Here is a 17,324-nt window from a genome sequence, read left to right as displayed (position 1 = left end):
AAAGAGGTGTGCTTGAAGTTAACTACTTTTCGTTGTCCTCGGTGTTGAACGTTTTCGTATATTTACACTCTCCTTTAGTAACATAGGTAAACAGGTAAATGCTGTTCTCATAGGTGCAAAGCCGCTTCCCGCCCTTTAACTCTTGTTCGTCGGGGTTGCTCATTGTGATTTTACCTGCATGAGCCGCCACCGGCAGAAGTGCCAGCGCACATATTAAAAGCTTCTTCATTTCCCGCTCTCCTTAAATGTTCAGCTCGTGGTAGATCTGGTTCACCTCGTCCTGAGTAATATCAAGGTACGTTATAGTGACTGCTGGGCTGCTATGGTTCAGCATCTTACTGATTGTCTCAATTGGTGTTCCTGCCTCCCCCAATGATGCGCCTACAGCGCTTTTATGGTGTCCCATCGCGGCGCTAAATGGCTGCTATTGTCTAAAATCTGGCTTTCGAAAGAATTTGATTGATAATATGAATGGTACATTCCATATACTAATCAAAAAGCATTCTACTGGGGGAGTCATGGGACGAGTAATGCAAGAGATGAAGAAAAGTGACGGAAAGATTATCTCTATTTATGAAAGAGATGCAGGGTGGAGCGTAGTTATGTCGTATGCCTCAGAATGTCTCGCCAGCCAAAATTTCGGGAGCTATGTCGAGGCTGAGTTATACGCAAGAACACTGTCCGGGATGCCTGCCAATGAGGATTTACCTTGGGAACATCTCGTTACATCCACCTCAACTGAGCTTAAGTAAAGAATCTATCATAATGGACCTGTGGTATTACTGCCGTCGACAATAAAAAATAGAGGTAGGTTAGAAACATGAGTGATTTAAAGGATTTTTATCAAATTCAAGATGCTGATGGAAACCCACTATATGGAAATTTAAGAAATGATGGAGGGGTATGGTGGTATGAGTTGAATCCTCTTGCAGGACCTGCTCAAGAATTAACCGCTAAAGGTAATTTTACATTAAAAGGCAATCGAACATATCAAAGCGCATGGATTACTCCCAACCTTCCAGACCATGCGATTGTTGATTGGGAAAAACTGACTGTTAGGACATCTAATGGGGACATGTTTAATTTAGTCTATATCGCACCTTTTGATGACTAGAATCGTTTGATAGGCAAATAGGCGAAAATGGCAATGTCTGCTTAGTTTTTCTTCAAAACAGAATTGCGGTAGAGATCGACTCTCGCATCACAAAAGTGTTACCACTAAAGTAATGTGGGTTTTATTTTGATTCACTTCAGGAGTGTATATAGTTGCGCTCCTGTGATAGCTGAAATCTTGATGAAGTGTAGGTTTCGGCGTGTGGCTCACGCCACATCCTGAAACCCACCTGTCCCCCCACGAGAAAAATGTAAACAAGCACCCCCTCTTCTGATGTTCTGCCCGAAAAATATCCGCCCCGCACCATCAGGGGGGGGTTAGGATGGCAGTCATAGTGTAAGCATCCCGGTAAAACGGCCCATTCACTTTTAGAGATGTTCCGACATACTGAGTATATCCCTGAGGAGAGTGGCCACAATAAGGACAACACATCATGACAGAAATCTTCCTACCTCCATCGGAGTTCTTATCAACCCAAGCGTTAGATAGTGTCTGCCGCAAAGTTTTGGCTGGCTTACAGTAAATTCCATCAGTATGATTGTTTGCACAATCAGCTAGTGAGAAACAACTTTCTGCGAGATAAAGGATGATAGGATATGAAAGTGACTGATGAGGCTTTATTACATTCTGGGTTTACACCATCAGATTTGCAGAAGATAAAGAACAACATTGAAAGCTACGGCGGAACGTTAGGGGAAGCGATCCAGGATCTGGCAAATCGATTCAGGGTTATTTTATGGATAACATCATCTTGCCTGATGGTTTTTATCATTTTAGTAGTGTTTTCTGCAAAAGAAACCGTGGTTGGTGGTGGAATATCAATTCTGATCGCTATCGGCATTGTTCTATTTATACAGCCGCCAGTCCTGTCTTACAAATCCTGGCGGTTCTTGAGAAAAAATAGAGTTTAATGGTATGGCGCTTCTGTGGAAAACAAGTCAAAAATAACTTTAGCCTTGAGTCCATAGCCTACTATTTTCATTGTTATTTTTGGTCGACTCATCGTATCAACCTGCCGATAGAAATCACGAGGCATCCATCTAAAAAGCCTCCACGCTTCAGGTTTGCTTGCTAATCCGAAGATGCTATAAACACTCGCACCTAATGTAAGTGTGTTATAAAGCGCTAGTCCTGTTTCCGGCTTGAACCCCATAAAGTGAGCCATTTCCATAGCACCATCAGCTACAAACCCTTGTGTCTTAAATTCCTTGCCATAAATACCAGGAATGATTTCTTTTGAGAGACCATTGATTCCATCCATTACAAGGATAGCTCCAGCCAGCATACCTATAGGCGTCATTGTCGAAACCATCAAAACACCGCCAGCAATAGCCATTCCAGAAACCACAACTTGAATGGCTGAAATCACATATCCGACGATTTTATTATTTTCCCTAACGAACTCGATCTTTGCATAAAGCTGCGCGACTCTGGTTCTTAACAGGCGTCCTTGTTCTTCCAGGTTATTTGTTTCAGCGCGCAGATTTTTGATGCATGCGACACATTCCTCGTCTGTTTTGGCCCGCCGTGCTGCTGCAAATTCTTTTTCTACGACCTGTTTTATCTCTTCAACGAACTTTATCCGTGTCAGGCCATCATGCAGATGGAATGCTGACAGCCTGTTTGCTGTTTCTATAAGTTTCCGGGCTTCCAAATTCACCATTGTATCTGACCAGGTTCTATTCCAGCCCCTGTTAAACAGCATGATATCCATAATGCTTCCTCACCACACATGTGGTTGTTTTATTTCCGATTTCTTTTCCCCATCATTTTCACGCAACACTGGAATATATCTAAGACATTTATTACATGTTCTCATAATACACAGGTGACATCCTGACGGTTGTAATCTTACTTGAAGTATAAATCCCCCCGAACAACTGCACTATTGATTTCAATCGACTCTCTCTATTAAATACCAACAAAGCAAACCAACATCAAATTTATTTCCCAGAAAAACATTAACATTCTCCCTACCACTTTAACCAATACAAACACCATTAATTTATAGAATGGATTCGGGTTACGTCGATAAATATGTATCATCAATATCGGGATATGGTTTCCACCTAACTTTTATGAAACACTTTATCCCGGTTACTGTCAAAAACTCACCCCACCTGATACACCGCTATCATTCGTGTGGTTCTGGTCAGACTATCCGCCACCTCCACTTCCGCAGTCGTAATCGCCATTCCCGCAGAACGCAGCGCCGAAATATCCGCGGCGATACGCTGGATGCCAAACCAGAACAGCCCATCCAGCGCATTGACCTGCAAGCCGCTTTCCAGCGCCAGACGTAACCGCTCGCGCGGCGCCTTTATCTCTTTTGCCAGCTGTTGATAGGGCGCGGCGGAAACCGCATCCGGCCCGCTGCGAATAATCCGGCTCACAAAGCGATAACGAAATTCATCCGGAACGGCGCTGAGATCGGCTTTCAGGCTGTAAACGCAGCCGCGCTTCTTACCATTAATCACCACGTTCTTTTGATTCAGCGCCAGCGCATGGCGTAAGCGATCCACCAGCTGCGGGGCGCGGATAAGCAATAAACGAAACGGCAGTTCGAAGCTGGTGGCGTAGTCGACATTCAGCAATGCAGTACGCAAACGCGTTTCACTGTTCGCCTTTTCCTGCTGACATTCAGCAATAACTTCCGCCCACTGGCGGGTAATACGCGGAGATTCGTTGCGCTCGATGAACTGAAATTTTTCAATCTGGTAGTCGATACGTCCAGCCATTGCCGTTCCCTGTGGTTCGCCATCTCGCTGTTAGTTTTCAGCAGATTGCGTCCATTCGCAAGTAGCAGTTCGCTTTAAATCATCATGCACTAACTTCACCAGGGAATATTAGCTGAACAAATAAAAATAGATGAGAAAAGAAATTTTTATTAATTGATTAAATGATTTAACAGAACATTTAATAAGAGCTATTTTTCAGAAAACGTTTATATCAACAGTTATTGTTTCCAATAAACCAGGCAGCTACATTGCGTAAAAATAGCATTACTGGGATATAAAAATGGACACAACAGAACAAGTTAATGGAACATATTATTACAATGGCAAGTCAAACCTCTCGTCCCATGAACTTCTTTTTTGGATTTTTCTCGATACTGCAGCCATTCATTTTGGAGTAGATGACATCATGACCATTGCGTTAATCATGCTTGGTCAACCTATAAAAAATACCCGGACAAAACCAGGCGGAGCGACTAAAGGGACGAGCATTTTGAGCCATGAGTTACGGAAGGTTTTCCACAATGATTTAAAAGTCAGGCTCCCGACGTTAACCAACCAATCCATCCGTAATCTTAGATGGAGCTATGTCACCAATCTGGGAGCATTCGTTGGACGCTGGATACCCATCCTCGGGATTATTTACCTGACAGGGGATGTAATTTATGTATCAATAAAAGCAACCACTAGATACAACGCCATTGCCAGAGGTGACGATAAATTATGGTAGATCAAGATAATATCGCAGCAGCCGTTCTGGCATGGTATGAAACACAATGGAACAAGCCGACACTTACCGGCAAAAAGCAGCAGGTGAATGCGGATTTATCACTCAATACGGGCGATTATCCCTGGGCCAGAGAAAGTGGCGATGACATCATGCAATCGTATTTCCGTCAGTTTAATGTAAAGCAAGATGCATTTGATTTATTTAATTATTGGCCTCCCGAACAGGGTTTCCTCCCTAATTTCCTATTACCGAAATCCAAACGCATTTCTCCGCGCACACCGGAGCCGTTAACACTCGCGATGCTCATTGCGTCAGCACAGGCTGGGAGATGGCTGTATCGTTAGTTGTTTGAAAATAAAGTGGCCCTGTCCCGGATAGCGGCGCGCTGCGCCTTATCCGGGCTACCGGTTAGTGCCAACCCGTAGCCCAGGTAAACGCAGCGCAAACGTCCTTACTGCAGCGCCTCAAGAATATGATACGCCGCCTTCACCCGCTCCGGGATGGGGTAGCTTTTATTCGCCAGCATCACGATACCGAGATCCTGTTGCGGGATAAAAGCCACGTAGCTGCCGAAACCGCCGGTGGAGCCGGTTTTATGTACCCAGGAGGCTTTCACCGGCGGCGCGGGCGGATTGACCGCCGTTACCGGCGTCGCGGCAAGCGCTACCTTATTATCACTGCCGTTAATCAGCACCTCGGGCGACACCGGCCAGTTCAGCATCTCCCAGCCGAGCCCCTGATACATCTCCCCAGCCCGCCAGTAGCGCGACTGCGCCAGCTGGATCCCCTGCCGCAGGTTTTTATCCTGCACCGTCTCGCGGTTCATATTCGCCAGCACCCAGTGCGCCATATCCTCAATGCTCGACTTCACGCCGTAAGCCTCAGCGTCCAGCTGCCCCGGCGAAACATGTACCGCTTTACCGTCACGATAACCCCAGGCGTAGTCCTTGCTCTGGGCGGGCGGTACGTTAATCCAGGTGTGGCTCAGTTTTAACGGCTGCAATACCCGCTGGCTCATCGCCTGTTCAAAGCTCATGCCGGAAGGTTTCACCGCCAGCGCGCCGAACAGGCCAATGCTGGCATTGGCGTACAGCCGTTTACTACCCGGCGCCCACTGCGGTTGCCAGTTCTGATAGTAACGCAGTAATGCCGCTTCATCCGTCACCTCGTCCGGCACCTGCAGCGGCAGACCGCCTGCGGTATAGGTGGCGAGATGCAGCAGCGAGATCCCCTGCCACTGCTGGCCGGTGAGCTGCGGCCAGTACTTCTGCGCCGGATCGCTGAGCTTAATTTCACCGCGCGCCACCGCATCGCCGCCCAGCACGCCGGTGAAAGTCTTACTAACAGAGCCCAGCTCAAACAACGTCTGTCGCGTCACCGGACGCTGCCCGGCAACATCGGCCTGGCCCCAGGTGAAATAATAGGGTTTGCCGTGATAGATCACCGCCACCGCCATGCCCGGTATCGCCTGTTCTTTCATTAACGGCGTGATGGTCTGATTGACCAGTTCGCGAAGCTGCTCCGCCGTTTGCGGCGCGGCAAAAGTCGAAAATGAGGCGCCCAGCAGCAGTACGCCTGTAAGGGATGTTTTCATCATGAAGTATTTTTCCATTATCGGTTCTCGCTCAATATCCACTCTCGTCCGGGCCCTTCAGACGCGCTCAGTGTCGGTGTTTTGCACTGCGCTGACAAACTGTTAAATTTAGCAGCAGGCTTTAATTTTTCTAACGGATAATGTTATGACACGCAGCTATCTTCCTCTCAATTCACTACGGGCCTTTGAAGCGGCCGCCCGGCATCTCAGTTTTACCCGCGCGGCGATTGAGCTCAACGTCACCCACTCCGCCATCAGCCAGCATGTGAAGACGCTGGAGGAACATCTTAACTGTCAGCTGTTCGTTCGCGTGTCGCGCGGCCTCAAGCTCACCACCGAAGGAGAAGGCCTGTTACCGGTACTCAATGAGTCGTTTGAAAGGATTGCCGGGATGCTAGACCGTTTCACCGGTCACCAGGCGCAGGAGAAGCTCAAGATCGGCGTAGTCGGCACTTTCGCCACGGGTGTGCTGTTCCCGCTGCTGCCAGCCTTCTGGCGCGAGTGTCCGCATATCGATTTGCAGATATCCACCCATAATAATCGCGTCGACCCCGCCGCCGAGGGGCTGGATTATGTGATTCGCTTTGGCGGCGGCGCCTGGCATGATACCGCCGCGCAGTATCTGTGCGCCGCCCCACTCTCCGCTCTGTGCGCCCCGTCGTTAGCTGCCCGGCTAAATACACCGAAGGATATTTTGCAGTTCACGCTGCTGCGTTCTTATCGCCGAGACGAATGGTCGGCGTGGATGCAGGCAGCGGGAGAATTGCCGCCTTCGCCAACCCATCGGGTTATTGTCTTCGACTCATCCGTGACCATGCTGGAAGCGGCGCAGGCAGGCTTAGGCGTGGCTATTGCCCCGGTAAAAATGTTCAGCCATCTGCTGGAAGAAAAACGCATTGTGCAGCCGTTTAAGATTCATATCGATCTCGGCAACTACTGGCTGACACGTTTGCAATCGCGTCCGGAAACGCCGGCAATGTTGCATTTTTCCCGCTGGCTGGCGGAGGCCTTAAAAGGGGGTTAATTCGGCGGAGTAATGCGCCATCAGAAGAGCTCCCGAAGGAAATAGGAAACATTTGGAAATAACGCTTACACATTATGCATAGCGCTGGATTATGCAGCGTTTTTAATTTGCCCTTGCCTGCGCAGAAACGTTTTCCCCCTGATAAACAAAAACAATAAAAAACTTTAAAAACAACATTTTAATTAATTACCCGTCCCCATGACATCCTCTCCAGCCACCCGCTGACCATAAAATTATTATGGTTGCCAATATCAGATAAGTCCGATCAAGTGCATCGTTTATGTCTATTAATTTTCTGTAATTAAGTCACCGAAGCAATCAAAACGCGAAAACTGTTGCTGTATATTTCATCGCGATCAACACGCCAACATAGGTTATCTGGATACCCATCTGCACGGTATTCGCTTGCCGTGTTTGATTACCACTATGGTTATCCCCTTAAGTACATGGAGTTAAAATGAATAAGAAATTACTGCCTGTTGTAGCACTGATCCTGTCCGCGTCCGCCACCAGTGCTTACGCAGTTAACGGCAAGGTCAACTTCACCGGTGAAATCATCCAGTCAACCTGTACTGTGACTTCTACCGACCAGAACAAAGACGTTTTCATCGGTAAATACCCGACTACCGCGTTCAACGCTGTTGGCGATGTTACCGCTTCTAAAGCGTTCACCATCAACCTGGAAAAATGTGAAGCCGGTGATTACTCCCTGCGCTTCGACGGTGCGACCGTTGCTGGTAACCCGAACCTGCTGTCCGTTGATAACGCGAAAGGCGTAGGTATCGAAATCCTGACCAACGACGAAAAAATCGTCCCGATCAACCAGAGCGCAGACGACAACTCCCCGTGGGTTAACGTTGCAGCGTCTGACGACAACAGCGGCACTGCGGTATTCAATCTGAAAGCTCGCTACAAATCTTTCCTGAAAACCGTGGAAGCTGGCTCTGCTAACGCAAACGCCACCTTTACCATCGAGTACAAATAATTACGGATAAATGTTTTTGGCCATGGATGGCCGGTACCATTATTTGGAACGTGAAATGAAAAAGTTATTAACCGCTTTATTGTTATTTGTCTCGCTGGATACTTTTGCGGGTATTCAGGTCGATCAGACTCGGGTTATTTATAACGGCGGGGAAAAATCTGCGGCGTTATCCATTCACAATGATACCGATGAAACATGGATGGTTCAGACCTGGCTTGATACCGGTGACGCCACCGCAACGCCAACCAATTTACCGATGCAGGCTATTCCGCCGATTTTAAAACTGGCGGGCAATAAAGACGCTATTTTGCGCTTTGTTTATTCCGGCAGCGGATTACCGACCGACCGCGAAACCGTGTACTGGATTAACGTGCAGGAAATTCCGCCTTCGGCGAAACAAGAAAACGTACTGCAGATTGCGATCCGTACCCGCGTGAAGCTGTTCTACCGCCCTACCACGCTGAAAACCACCTTGCAAAAGGAAGCGCAGGCCCTGACCTGGCGTAAGCAAGGTAACGATCTGGTCGTGACTAACAAAGGTCCGCTGCACGTGACTTTCGGCGTACTGACGCTGAAGAGCGGCGCGAAGACCTGGAAAGTGAATGCTGACATGGTTAAACCCATGGACTCTCTGAACATCAAATTGCCAGCCGGCGCGGCGGCAGCGGATCAGATGTCATTCACTTTTATCAATGATTTTGGCGGACATACGGAAATTAAAGATATCCGCATTCAGTAAGAGAGCAATACAATGGCTAGCCATAATAAAATAAGGACGATCCCTGGATGTCTGGCGCAGCACGTTCGCTTTGCTGTTTACGCCTCGACAATGTCATTACTGGCGACACCATTTGTCAATGCCGAAGAGCAATTCAATACCTCTTTCATCCGCGGGGCGAATAACGCCTCGCTGGTGCAAAACCTCTCTACCGGCGACGATATTTTACCAGGTAAATATGCCTTCGATATTTACCTGAATAAAAATCGCGTCGATCACCGGGAAATCGAATTTAAAAAAGATACGCCTAACACCCCGGGCTATTTCTGTTTAGATGCCGACAGTTACCGTTCATACGGCGTTCTGGTACCGGACACCGCCGGCAGTAGCGCCTGCTACGATCTGGTAAAAAATATTCCTGGCAGTAGCGTGAGCTGGAACGCCGCGCTGCAGGAACTGAACATCTCCGTACCGCAAACCGAACTCGAAGCGCGACCACAGGGCGAGATTTCGCCGCTGGTCTATGACGACGGTATTAACGCCGGTTTCGTTAACTATGCCTTCAGCGGCAGCCACTCCCGTTTTTCCAGCGGCAGCGGCAAACAGGACAGCGACTACTACTTCCTGACCCTCAATAACGGCCTTAACGTCGGCGCGTGGCGTTTTCGCAACAACTCTTCCCTGTCAAAACAGACCGGGCAAAAAGAGCAGTGGAACCCGATTTCCACCTGGGCGGAAACCGATATCGCCTCGTGGCGCAGCCGTATTCAGATTGGCCAGAGCAACACCAATAATAACGTGTTCGATAGCTTCCAGTTCCGCGGCGCGCAGATTTCCAGCGTCCCGGAAATGCTGCCGGACAGCCGTCGCGGCTACGCGCCGGTCGTACGCGGCGTCGCCAATACCAACGCCCGCGTCGAAGTGCGCCAGAACGGCTATACCGTATACAGCACCGTGGTGCCGCCGGGACCGTTCGCGCTGACCGATATTTCGCCAAGCACCCTCAGCGGCGACTTAGCCGTGACGGTTATCGAGGCGGATGGCTCACGCCATAGCTTCACCCTGCCTTACTCCTCCGTGCCGAATATGCTGCGCGACGGGATCTGGGAGTATCAGGTGACCGCGGGTAAATACCACGACGGCACCAATAATTATCAGCCGCAATTTATCCAAGGCACCGTGGCCCACGGCGCCGGCTCCGACTATACGCCATACGGCGGGATTATCATGGCCGAGCACTATCGCTCCGGCGTGGTCGGGCTGGGTAAAAACATGGGCGAATACGGGGCGGCCTCCGTTGACGCCTCATGGTCTGATACCGATCTGGCTTCCGGCGAGAACAAACGCGGCGCCAGCGTACGCTTCCTCTATTCCAAATCGCTCAACACCCTCGGTACCGACGTGCAGATCGCCGGCTACCGTTATTCGACGTCGGGCTTCTATGACTTCTCCGACGCGGTAGCTGAACGTAACAACTGGCAGAACGGTTTCTACCACACCCAGTATTACGATCAGAGCGACGATAAAACCGGCGCGCCGGATTGGGCGACGCAAAACCAGCGCCGTCGTTACTACGACTCGCAGCAGTACAACAACAAACGCCAGCGCGTCGAGATGACGGTCAACCAGCACATCGCCGGCGCTTCGCTGTACGCGACCTTTATCCGTCAGAACTACTGGAACACCTCCGCATACGACCGCACCATCCAGACCGGTTTCAACACCACCTGGAATCGCGTCAGCGTCGGCGTGTTTTACCAGAACAGCCGCAGTAACTACGGCTATAGCGACAACAGCGTTAACCTGAACGTCTCGGTGCCAATCAACATCTTTGGCCCGGACCACGAAAGCACGGTTAACTTTAACGCCTCTAACAGCAAGCAGAGCGGTAGCGGCTACAGCGCCGGGATGAGCGGCACGCTGCTTGATGACAACCGTATGAATTACTTCGTACAGAGCGGCCACACCCAGCACGGCGGCGATACCAGCCTGGTCAACCTGGGTTATCTGGGCAGCATGGGTAACGTCGATCTGGGCTACAGCTACAACAACAACTATCAGCAGACTTCGCTGAACGTCTCCGGCGGCGTGGTCGCGCACTCCGGCGGCGTCACCCTGTCGCAGCCGCTGCAGAACACCTTCGTGGTGGTGAAAGCGAAAGGGGCGCAGGGCGTGCGTCTGGAAAACCAGCCAGGGGTAGCGATTGACCGCTTCGGCTACGCGGTGCTCACTTCTGCGATGCCGTATCGCCACAACCGCGTCGCGCTGCGTACTTCGGATATCGGCAACGGCCTTGAAATTCCGCTGGCGGCGAAAGATATCGTGCCGACCGAGCGCGCCATCGGCCGCGTGACCTTTGAAACGCATCTCGGCCAGAGCCTGCTTATCCACGCCAAACTGGCGGACGGCAGCGTGCCGGTGATTGGCGCCAATATCTTCGGCCAGAACGGCGAACATGTCGGTGTGGTCGGTACCCGCGGCGAAGCCTACGTTTCCGGCGTTCAGAGCGGCGACCGCCTGCAGATGAAATGGGGCGACGATGCCGACGCCTCCTGCAGCCTGACGGTGCCAGAGTTACCTGCTATTCAAGCCGATCAACCCGGTGGTTATCAGGTCGTCTCCCTGACCTGTAAATAACATGAAAGGACAATTAGTTATGTCGAAGTTTAACCTCTTATCCCGCACCGGGCTGACGCTGCTGGTACTCTCGAGCGCGCTGTTCTCCACCAGCAGCTTCGCGCTGAGCTGTAAGAAGAACGGTACCGAAGTATCGCAGACCATCGCGCTCACCGATCAGATTAACGTTTCGACCGCTAACCTGAAGCCGGGTACCCTGCTGTGGCGTTCGCCGACATTTACCTCCACCTTTACCTGTACCGATACGGATCACATGCCCAATGGTGAAGATGCGTATCTGTACTGGGATCCGGAAACCCGGATGCAGAATATCCACAACTCGCTGGAAGTCGGCGTTACCTATCTCAGCACCGATATTAAACCGGTAAAAGGTCAGAAAACGGATATCGGGCCAGGTACGCTCTGCCGCCGCAACCGTCCCGGCGGTGCATGCCAGTCTCCGGCGACCCCGCAGACCGTCACGGTGACCTACTCGGTTTATATTAAAGCCACCGGCAATCCGCCACCGTCAAACGGCGTGATTAACGACACCAACCGCTACGCTATCTTCCAGGTTGACGGTGTTGGCGGCCTCAACAGCCGCCCGAATAGTAACTTCCGCGCGTGGGTCACCGGGCTTGGTAATATTCGCTTTATCGCCTGCAACCCGAAAATCACCGTCTCGGCGAACAATGGTTCAACGGTCAACTTCGGCAGCATCCCGGCGCGCAATGCCGTGGTCGGCGCCATTGAGAAACAGGTTCCGTTCAGCGTCCGCGCCGACCTGACCGGCGCCGGCCAGGATTGCCAGGGTCAGACCTTAATGGCCAGCTTCAGTACCCAACAGCCGACTCAGGACACCAACACCATTCTGCCATCCAACGATAGCGGTTTTGGCATCCTGCTCTCGCGCGCCGATGCGCCGACAACCTGGCTTTCCATGAATACCCCGACGCAGTTGGGCATGATTAACGGCAGCGTGGTAGAAAGCAACTTCCTGGCCAGCCTGAAATGGCTAAGCGTTAAGCCCAAAATCGGCACCTTTAATGCGACGGCCAATATCGACGTTACCTTTAAATAGTGAAGCAAAATGCCGCTGACCAACACCGAACCGACCGGGTTACGCTATGTATTTCAGCCGATGTTCAACCGCGAAGGCAAAATGATCGCGGTAGAATGTTTGACCCGGTTTGCTCATCACGAGCCTGCTAGTCCGCAAGATATAGAACGGTTTTTCAGTGAGGCATCGGAATCACTGCGCGCCCGCATCCTGCTCGAACAAATTGAGCTGGTCAGGCAGCATCAGCAGTGGTTCCGCCAGAACGACGTCATGGTCACGCTCAACGTCGACGAGTCGACGTTGCATATGCTGCATGATGATTTTATCGCCGAGTGTGTGAAAACCATCGGCTGCCTGCATTTTGAGGTTAATGAATTTTCCAACACGCTGGTGAAACGCACCCCGACCATCGACGCCCTGACGGACAAATACTCCTTCTGGCTGGATGATTTTGGCGCCGGTTACGCCGGGTTCGCCGCCCTGACGGCGCAACCCTTTCGTTTTATCAAGACCGACAAGAACCTGTTATGGAGCCTGCTGGAAAAGAAAAACGGCCAGCAGCTGATGGACTCGCTGCTGCACTATTTTCAGGCGAATCAGTATCAGGTGATCGTCGAAGGTATTGAAACCGAAGCCCATCTTCAGTGGCTGGAAAACATGCCGTGGTTTGCCCTGCAGGGGCTTCTCTGGCGGGAACAAACCATTGAAGCCCTGGTGGCCAGCGTCGAGAAATAACCCCCGCTTTTCCCCGGATATCCACTCCCCCGCTATCCGGGCTGTCCGTTCTCTCTTCAACTTATTCATTTTCTGGCATTTTTCTTTTCCTACCTCGTCTGTCCTCGCCTCTCATATTGTTAACTTATTGTTGCTAGTGATCACAAAAATTAAACAATATGGCTATTTCATACGCATTTTTCAAAAATGTAGATATTTTTAATTTATGGCTACGAAATGAGCATCACCCCGACTCTCTGACTCTACCCGAGGAATGATTCTGATGAATGCACTGACCGCCGTAAAACCTCATGCTGATGATTTGGCCCACAGCTACACCGGTTTTTCCTTCGCTCCCTCTGCGCAATCGCCGCGTCTGCTGGAGCTAACGTTCACCGCCGAAACGACCGCGCAATTTCTTCAACAGGTCGCGCAGTGGCCGGTACAGGCGCTGGAATATAAATCCTTCTTGCGCTTTCAGGTCGGCAAGATCCTCGACGATCTGTGCGGCAACCAGCTGCAGCCGCTGCTGATCAAGACGCTGCTCAATCGCGCGGAGGGCGCGCTGCTGATCAACGGTATCGGCATTGACAACGTCGCCCAGGCCGATGAGATGGTCAAGCTGGCCACCGCCGTGGCGCATTTGATCGGACGCTCCAACTTTGATGCCATGAGCGGCCAGTATTACGCCCGTTTCGTGGTGAAAAACGTCGATAACTCAGACAGCTATCTGCGCCAACCGCACCGCGTGATGGAGCTGCACAATGATGGTACCTATGTCGAAGAAATTACCGACTACGTGCTGATGATGAAGATCGATGAACAGAACATGCAGGGCGGCAATTCACTGCTGCTGCATCTGGATGACTGGGAACATCTCGACGAATTCTTCCGCGATCCGCTGGCCCGCCGTCCTATGCGCTGGGCCGCGCCGCCGAGCAAAAACGTCAGCAAAGATGTCTATCATCCGGTTTTCGACGTCGACCAGCAGGGCCGCCCAGTAATGCGCTATATCGACCAGTTTGTGCAGCCGAAAGATTTCGAAGAAGGCACCTGGCTGAGCCGCCTCTCCGATGCGCTGGAAACCAGTAAAAACATTCTTTCCGTACCGGTGCCGGTGGGGAAATTCCTGTTGATAAACAACCTGTTCTGGCTGCACGGTCGCGACCGCTTTACGCCGCATCCGGATTTACGTCGCGAACTGATGCGCCAGCGCGGCTACTTTGCGTATTCCACGAATCATTACCAGACTCATCAATAAAGATTCTCAGGCGAAGGAATTGAGCGGATGTATGATTTCGTGATTATCGGCGGCGGCATTATCGGCATGTCGACCGCCATGCAGTTAATTGAGATTTACCCGGACGCCCGCATTGCCCTGCTGGAAAAAGAGTCCGCTCCGGCCTGCCATCAGACCGGTCACAACAGCGGAGTGATCCACGCCGGCGTTTACTATACTCCCGGCAGCCTCAAGGCGCAGTTTTGCCTCGCCGGCAACCGCGCCACTAAAGCCTTTTGCGAGCAGAATGCGATTCGCTACGACGTCTGCGGCAAGATGCTGGTTGCCACCTCGCCGCTGGAGATGGAGCGGATGCGCGCGCTGTGGGATCGCACCGCCGCTAACGGCCTGCAGCGCGAATGGCTGAGCGCGAGCGAGCTGCGCGAACGCGAGCCGAACATCAGCGGACTGGGCGGGATCTTCGTTCCTTCGAGCGGCATTGTCAGCTATCGTGAAGTAGCGGCGGCAATGGCGAAGATCTTCGAATCCAAAGGCGGAACGATCGTTTACGATGCCGAAGTTAGCGCCCTGAAAGAGCACGCCAGCGGCGTGGTCGTCCACACCCGCCAGGGCGGTGAATATGAGGCATCGACGCTGATCACCTGCTCCGGGCTGATGGCCGACCGGCTGGTGAAAATGATCGGCGTCGATCCCGGCTTTATCATCTGCCCGTTCCGCGGCGAATATTTCCAACTGGCGCCGCAGCACAACCAGATCGTTAATCATCTGATCTATCCGATCCCCGATCCGGCGATGCCGTTCCTCGGCGTCCACCTGACCCGCATGATCGACGGTAGCGTCACCGTCGGCCCTAACGCGGTGCTGGCGCTGAAGCGCGAAGGCTATCGCAAGCGCGATATCTCGCTGACCGATACCCTTGAGATCCTGACCTCGCCCGGCATTCGCCGGGTACTGCAAAACAACCTACGCTCCGGGCTTGGCGAAATGAAGAATTCGCTGTGCAGAAGCGGCTATCTGCGGCTGGTGCAGAAATACTGCCTGAGCCTGACATTAAGCGATTTGCGCCCGTGGCCTGCCGGCGTGCGGGCACAGGCGGTATCGCCGCAGGGCAAGCTGATCGACGATTTCCTCTTTGTCACTACCGCGCGTTCCATCCACACCTGTAACGCGCCGTCGCCGGCGGCCACGTCGGCTATCCCGATCGGCGCGCACATCGTCAGCAAGGTGCAAACCCTGCTGGCAAGCCAGAGCAATCCCGGACGCACGCTGCGTGCGGCACGTAGCGTGGAGACACTACACGCCGCTTTTACTCGTTAACCCCTTAAGACAGGAAGCGATTATGCAACTTAAAGATGCAACTCTGTTTCGCCAGCAGGCGCTAATTGATGGCCAGTGGCGCGATGCGCAAAACGGCGACGTGATTGCTGTGACCAACCCCGCCAACGGCCAGCAGCTGGGTAGCGTGCCGAAAATGGGCGCCGACGAAACCCGCGAAGCGATTGAAGCCGCCAACCGCGCCCTGCCAGCCTGGCGTGCCCTGACCGCCAAAGAGCGCGCCACGCTTCTGCGCCGCTGGTTCGATCTGATGATGGAGAACCAGGACGATCTCGCCCGTCTGATGACCCTCGAACAGGGGAAACCGCTGGCGGAAGCCAAAGGCGAAATCAGCTACGCCGCCTCCTTTATTGAGTGGTTCGCCGAAGAAGGTAAGCGCATTTACGGCGATACCATTCCCGGCCATCAGGCCGACAAGCGCCTGATCGTCATCAAGCAGCCCATCGGCGTTACCGCCGCCATCACCCCGTGGAACTTCCCGGCGGCGATGATCACCCGTAAAGCGGGCCCGGCGCTGGCCGCCGGCTGCACTATGGTTCTGAAACCGGCGAGCCAGACGCCGTTTTCCGCGCTGGCGCTGGCCGAACTGGCGAATCGCGCCGGTATTCCCGCCGGGGTATTTAACGTGGTCACCGGCTCTGCCGGGGCTGTCGGCAACGAACTGACCAGCAACCCGCTGGTACGCAAGCTCTCCTTCACCGGCTCGACCGAAATTGGCCGCCAGCTGATGGAGCAGTGTGCGAAAGACATCAAAAAAGTGTCGTTAGAACTTGGCGGCAACGCGCCGTTTATCGTCTTTGACGATGCCGACCTTGATAAAGCCGTCGAAGGGGCGCTGGCGTCGAAGTTCCGCAACGCCGGACAGACCTGCGTCTGCGCCAACCGTCTGTATGTACAGGACGGCGTCTATGACCGTTTTGCCGAGAAACTGCAGCAGGCGGTGGAAAAGCTGCGTATCGGCGACGGCCTGCAGGACGGGGTCACCACCGGCCCGCTGATCGATGATAAAGCGGTAGCTAAGGTCGAAGAACATATTGCCGACGCCCTTGCGAAAGGCGCGCGCATCGTCACCGGCGGCAAACCGCACGCGCTGGGCGGCAACTTCTTCCAGCCCACCATCCTGGTCAACGTCCCGAGCAGCGCCAAAGTGGCGAAAGAAGAGACCTTCGGCCCGCTGGCGCCGCTGTTCCGCTTTAAAGATGAAGCCGATGTCATTGCCCAGGCCAACGATACCGAATTCGGCCTCGCCGCCTATTTCTACGCCCGCGACCTGAGCCGCGTCTTCCGCGTCGGCGAAGCGCTGGAGTACGGCATCGTTGGCATCAATACCGGCATTATCTCCAACGAAGTCGCGCCGTTCGGCGGTATTAAAGCCTCCGGTCTGGGCCGCGAAGGTTCGAAGTACGGCATCGAAGATTATTTAGAAATCAAATATATGTGTATCGGCCTTTAACAGGAG

The 17,324-nt window shown here is 52.5% G+C and carries 18 protein-coding genes; 14 read left to right on the top strand and 4 right to left on the bottom strand.

Annotated features, from left to right (window positions below; all coding sequences use genetic code 11):
• Positions 1-22: 22 nt before the first annotated feature.
• Positions 23-229, bottom strand: a complete 207-nt coding sequence (locus AC2CGP_RS09800) for a hypothetical protein (protein WP_045366676.1) — start codon at positions 227-229, stop codon at positions 23-25.
• 76 nt (positions 230-305) lie between these two features.
• Here AC2CGP_RS09800 and AC2CGP_RS09795 point away from each other — a divergent pair, with 76 nt between their 5' ends.
• From AC2CGP_RS09795 to AC2CGP_RS09785, 3 genes are all read left to right on the top strand, one after another.
• Positions 306-752 (top strand): hypothetical protein, encoded by a 447-nt coding sequence (locus tag AC2CGP_RS09795; protein WP_225987862.1) that lies wholly within the window; start codon positions 306-308, stop codon positions 750-752.
• 68 nt (positions 753-820) lie between these two features.
• On the top strand, positions 821-1,114 hold the full coding sequence (locus AC2CGP_RS09790; RefSeq protein WP_126027543.1) for a hypothetical protein: 294 nt from the start codon (positions 821-823) through the stop codon (positions 1,112-1,114).
• Between the two features lie 596 nt (positions 1,115-1,710).
• Positions 1,711-2,025 (top strand): hypothetical protein, encoded by a 315-nt coding sequence (locus AC2CGP_RS09785; protein WP_045366680.1) that lies wholly within the window; start codon positions 1,711-1,713, stop codon positions 2,023-2,025.
• Here the strand turns inward: AC2CGP_RS09785 and AC2CGP_RS09780 are convergent.
• Positions 2,022-2,828 carry a DUF4225 domain-containing protein gene (locus tag AC2CGP_RS09780; protein ID WP_045366681.1) on the bottom strand — a complete coding sequence of 269 codons (807 nt, stop codon included), beginning with the start codon at positions 2,826-2,828 and terminating at the stop codon, positions 2,022-2,024. The genes AC2CGP_RS09785 and AC2CGP_RS09780 overlap by 4 nt on opposite strands.
• A 397-nt stretch (positions 2,829-3,225) precedes the next feature.
• Complete coding sequence (locus AC2CGP_RS09775) at positions 3,226-3,852, bottom strand: ECs1377 family protein (RefSeq protein WP_171830077.1); 627 nt, start codon at positions 3,850-3,852, stop codon at positions 3,226-3,228.
• A gap of 280 nt (positions 3,853-4,132) precedes the next feature.
• Here AC2CGP_RS09775 and AC2CGP_RS09770 point away from each other — a divergent pair, with 280 nt between their 5' ends.
• Positions 4,133-4,579: an STM2901 family protein gene (locus AC2CGP_RS09770; RefSeq protein WP_047046046.1), complete on the top strand. Its 447-nt coding sequence runs from the start codon at positions 4,133-4,135 to the stop codon at positions 4,577-4,579.
• Positions 4,573-4,923, top strand: a complete 351-nt coding sequence (locus AC2CGP_RS09765) for a DUF1493 family protein (RefSeq protein ID WP_047078690.1) — start codon at positions 4,573-4,575, stop codon at positions 4,921-4,923. The genes AC2CGP_RS09770 and AC2CGP_RS09765 overlap by 7 nt, the downstream gene beginning before the upstream one ends.
• Before the next feature lie 107 nt (positions 4,924-5,030).
• Here AC2CGP_RS09765 and ampC-Kaer read toward each other — a convergent pair whose 3' ends face one another.
• A complete protein-coding gene (gene ampC-Kaer / locus AC2CGP_RS09760; protein WP_213759333.1) occupies positions 5,031-6,176 on the bottom strand; it encodes an AmpC-Kaer family extended-spectrum class C beta-lactamase in 1,146 nt (381 codons plus the stop codon).
• A gap of 142 nt (positions 6,177-6,318) precedes the next feature.
• On the opposite strand from ampC-Kaer, the gene ampR reads away from it, so the two are divergent.
• The 9 genes from ampR to gabD all read left to right on the top strand — a co-directional run bounded on the left by ampR (position 6,319) and on the right by gabD (position 17,318).
• On the top strand, positions 6,319-7,197 hold the full coding sequence (gene ampR, locus AC2CGP_RS09755; protein WP_015704503.1) for a LysR family transcriptional regulator AmpR: 879 nt from the start codon (positions 6,319-6,321) through the stop codon (positions 7,195-7,197).
• 457 nt (positions 7,198-7,654) lie between these two features.
• Positions 7,655-8,182 (top strand): fimbrial protein, encoded by a 528-nt coding sequence (locus AC2CGP_RS09750; protein ID WP_015368070.1) that lies wholly within the window; start codon positions 7,655-7,657, stop codon positions 8,180-8,182.
• A gap of 55 nt (positions 8,183-8,237) precedes the next feature.
• The gene (locus tag AC2CGP_RS09745) at positions 8,238-8,921 is read left to right on the top strand and encodes a fimbrial biogenesis chaperone (RefSeq protein ID WP_026612391.1); all 684 of its coding nucleotides are present in this window, start codon (positions 8,238-8,240) and stop codon (positions 8,919-8,921) included.
• 90 nt (positions 8,922-9,011) lie between these two features.
• Positions 9,012-11,537, top strand: coding sequence for a fimbria/pilus outer membrane usher protein (locus AC2CGP_RS09740; RefSeq protein WP_045366693.1), 2,526 nt, complete (start codon positions 9,012-9,014; stop codon positions 11,535-11,537).
• A gap of 19 nt (positions 11,538-11,556) precedes the next feature.
• Positions 11,557-12,597, top strand: a complete 1,041-nt coding sequence (locus AC2CGP_RS09735) for a fimbrial protein (protein WP_015368067.1) — start codon at positions 11,557-11,559, stop codon at positions 12,595-12,597.
• A gap of 9 nt (positions 12,598-12,606) precedes the next feature.
• Entirely contained in the window at positions 12,607-13,311 is a 705-nt protein-coding gene (locus AC2CGP_RS09730; RefSeq protein ID WP_015704499.1) for an EAL domain-containing protein, read from the top strand.
• 262 nt (positions 13,312-13,573) lie between these two features.
• Positions 13,574-14,551, top strand: coding sequence for a glutarate dioxygenase GlaH (gene glaH / locus AC2CGP_RS09725; protein ID WP_032707504.1), 978 nt, complete (start codon positions 13,574-13,576; stop codon positions 14,549-14,551).
• Positions 14,552-14,578: 27 nt separating this feature from the next.
• On the top strand, positions 14,579-15,847 hold the full coding sequence (lhgO, locus tag AC2CGP_RS09720) for an L-2-hydroxyglutarate oxidase (protein ID WP_484502331.1): 1,269 nt from the start codon (positions 14,579-14,581) through the stop codon (positions 15,845-15,847).
• Between the two features lie 22 nt (positions 15,848-15,869).
• Complete coding sequence (gene gabD / locus AC2CGP_RS09715; RefSeq protein WP_015368063.1) at positions 15,870-17,318, top strand: NADP-dependent succinate-semialdehyde dehydrogenase; 1,449 nt, start codon at positions 15,870-15,872, stop codon at positions 17,316-17,318.
• Positions 17,319-17,324: the final 6 nt, after the last annotated feature.

Source organism: Klebsiella sp. SYXHC3, from assembly GCF_057196925.1.
This window is presented reverse-complemented; position numbering and strand designations above follow the sequence as displayed.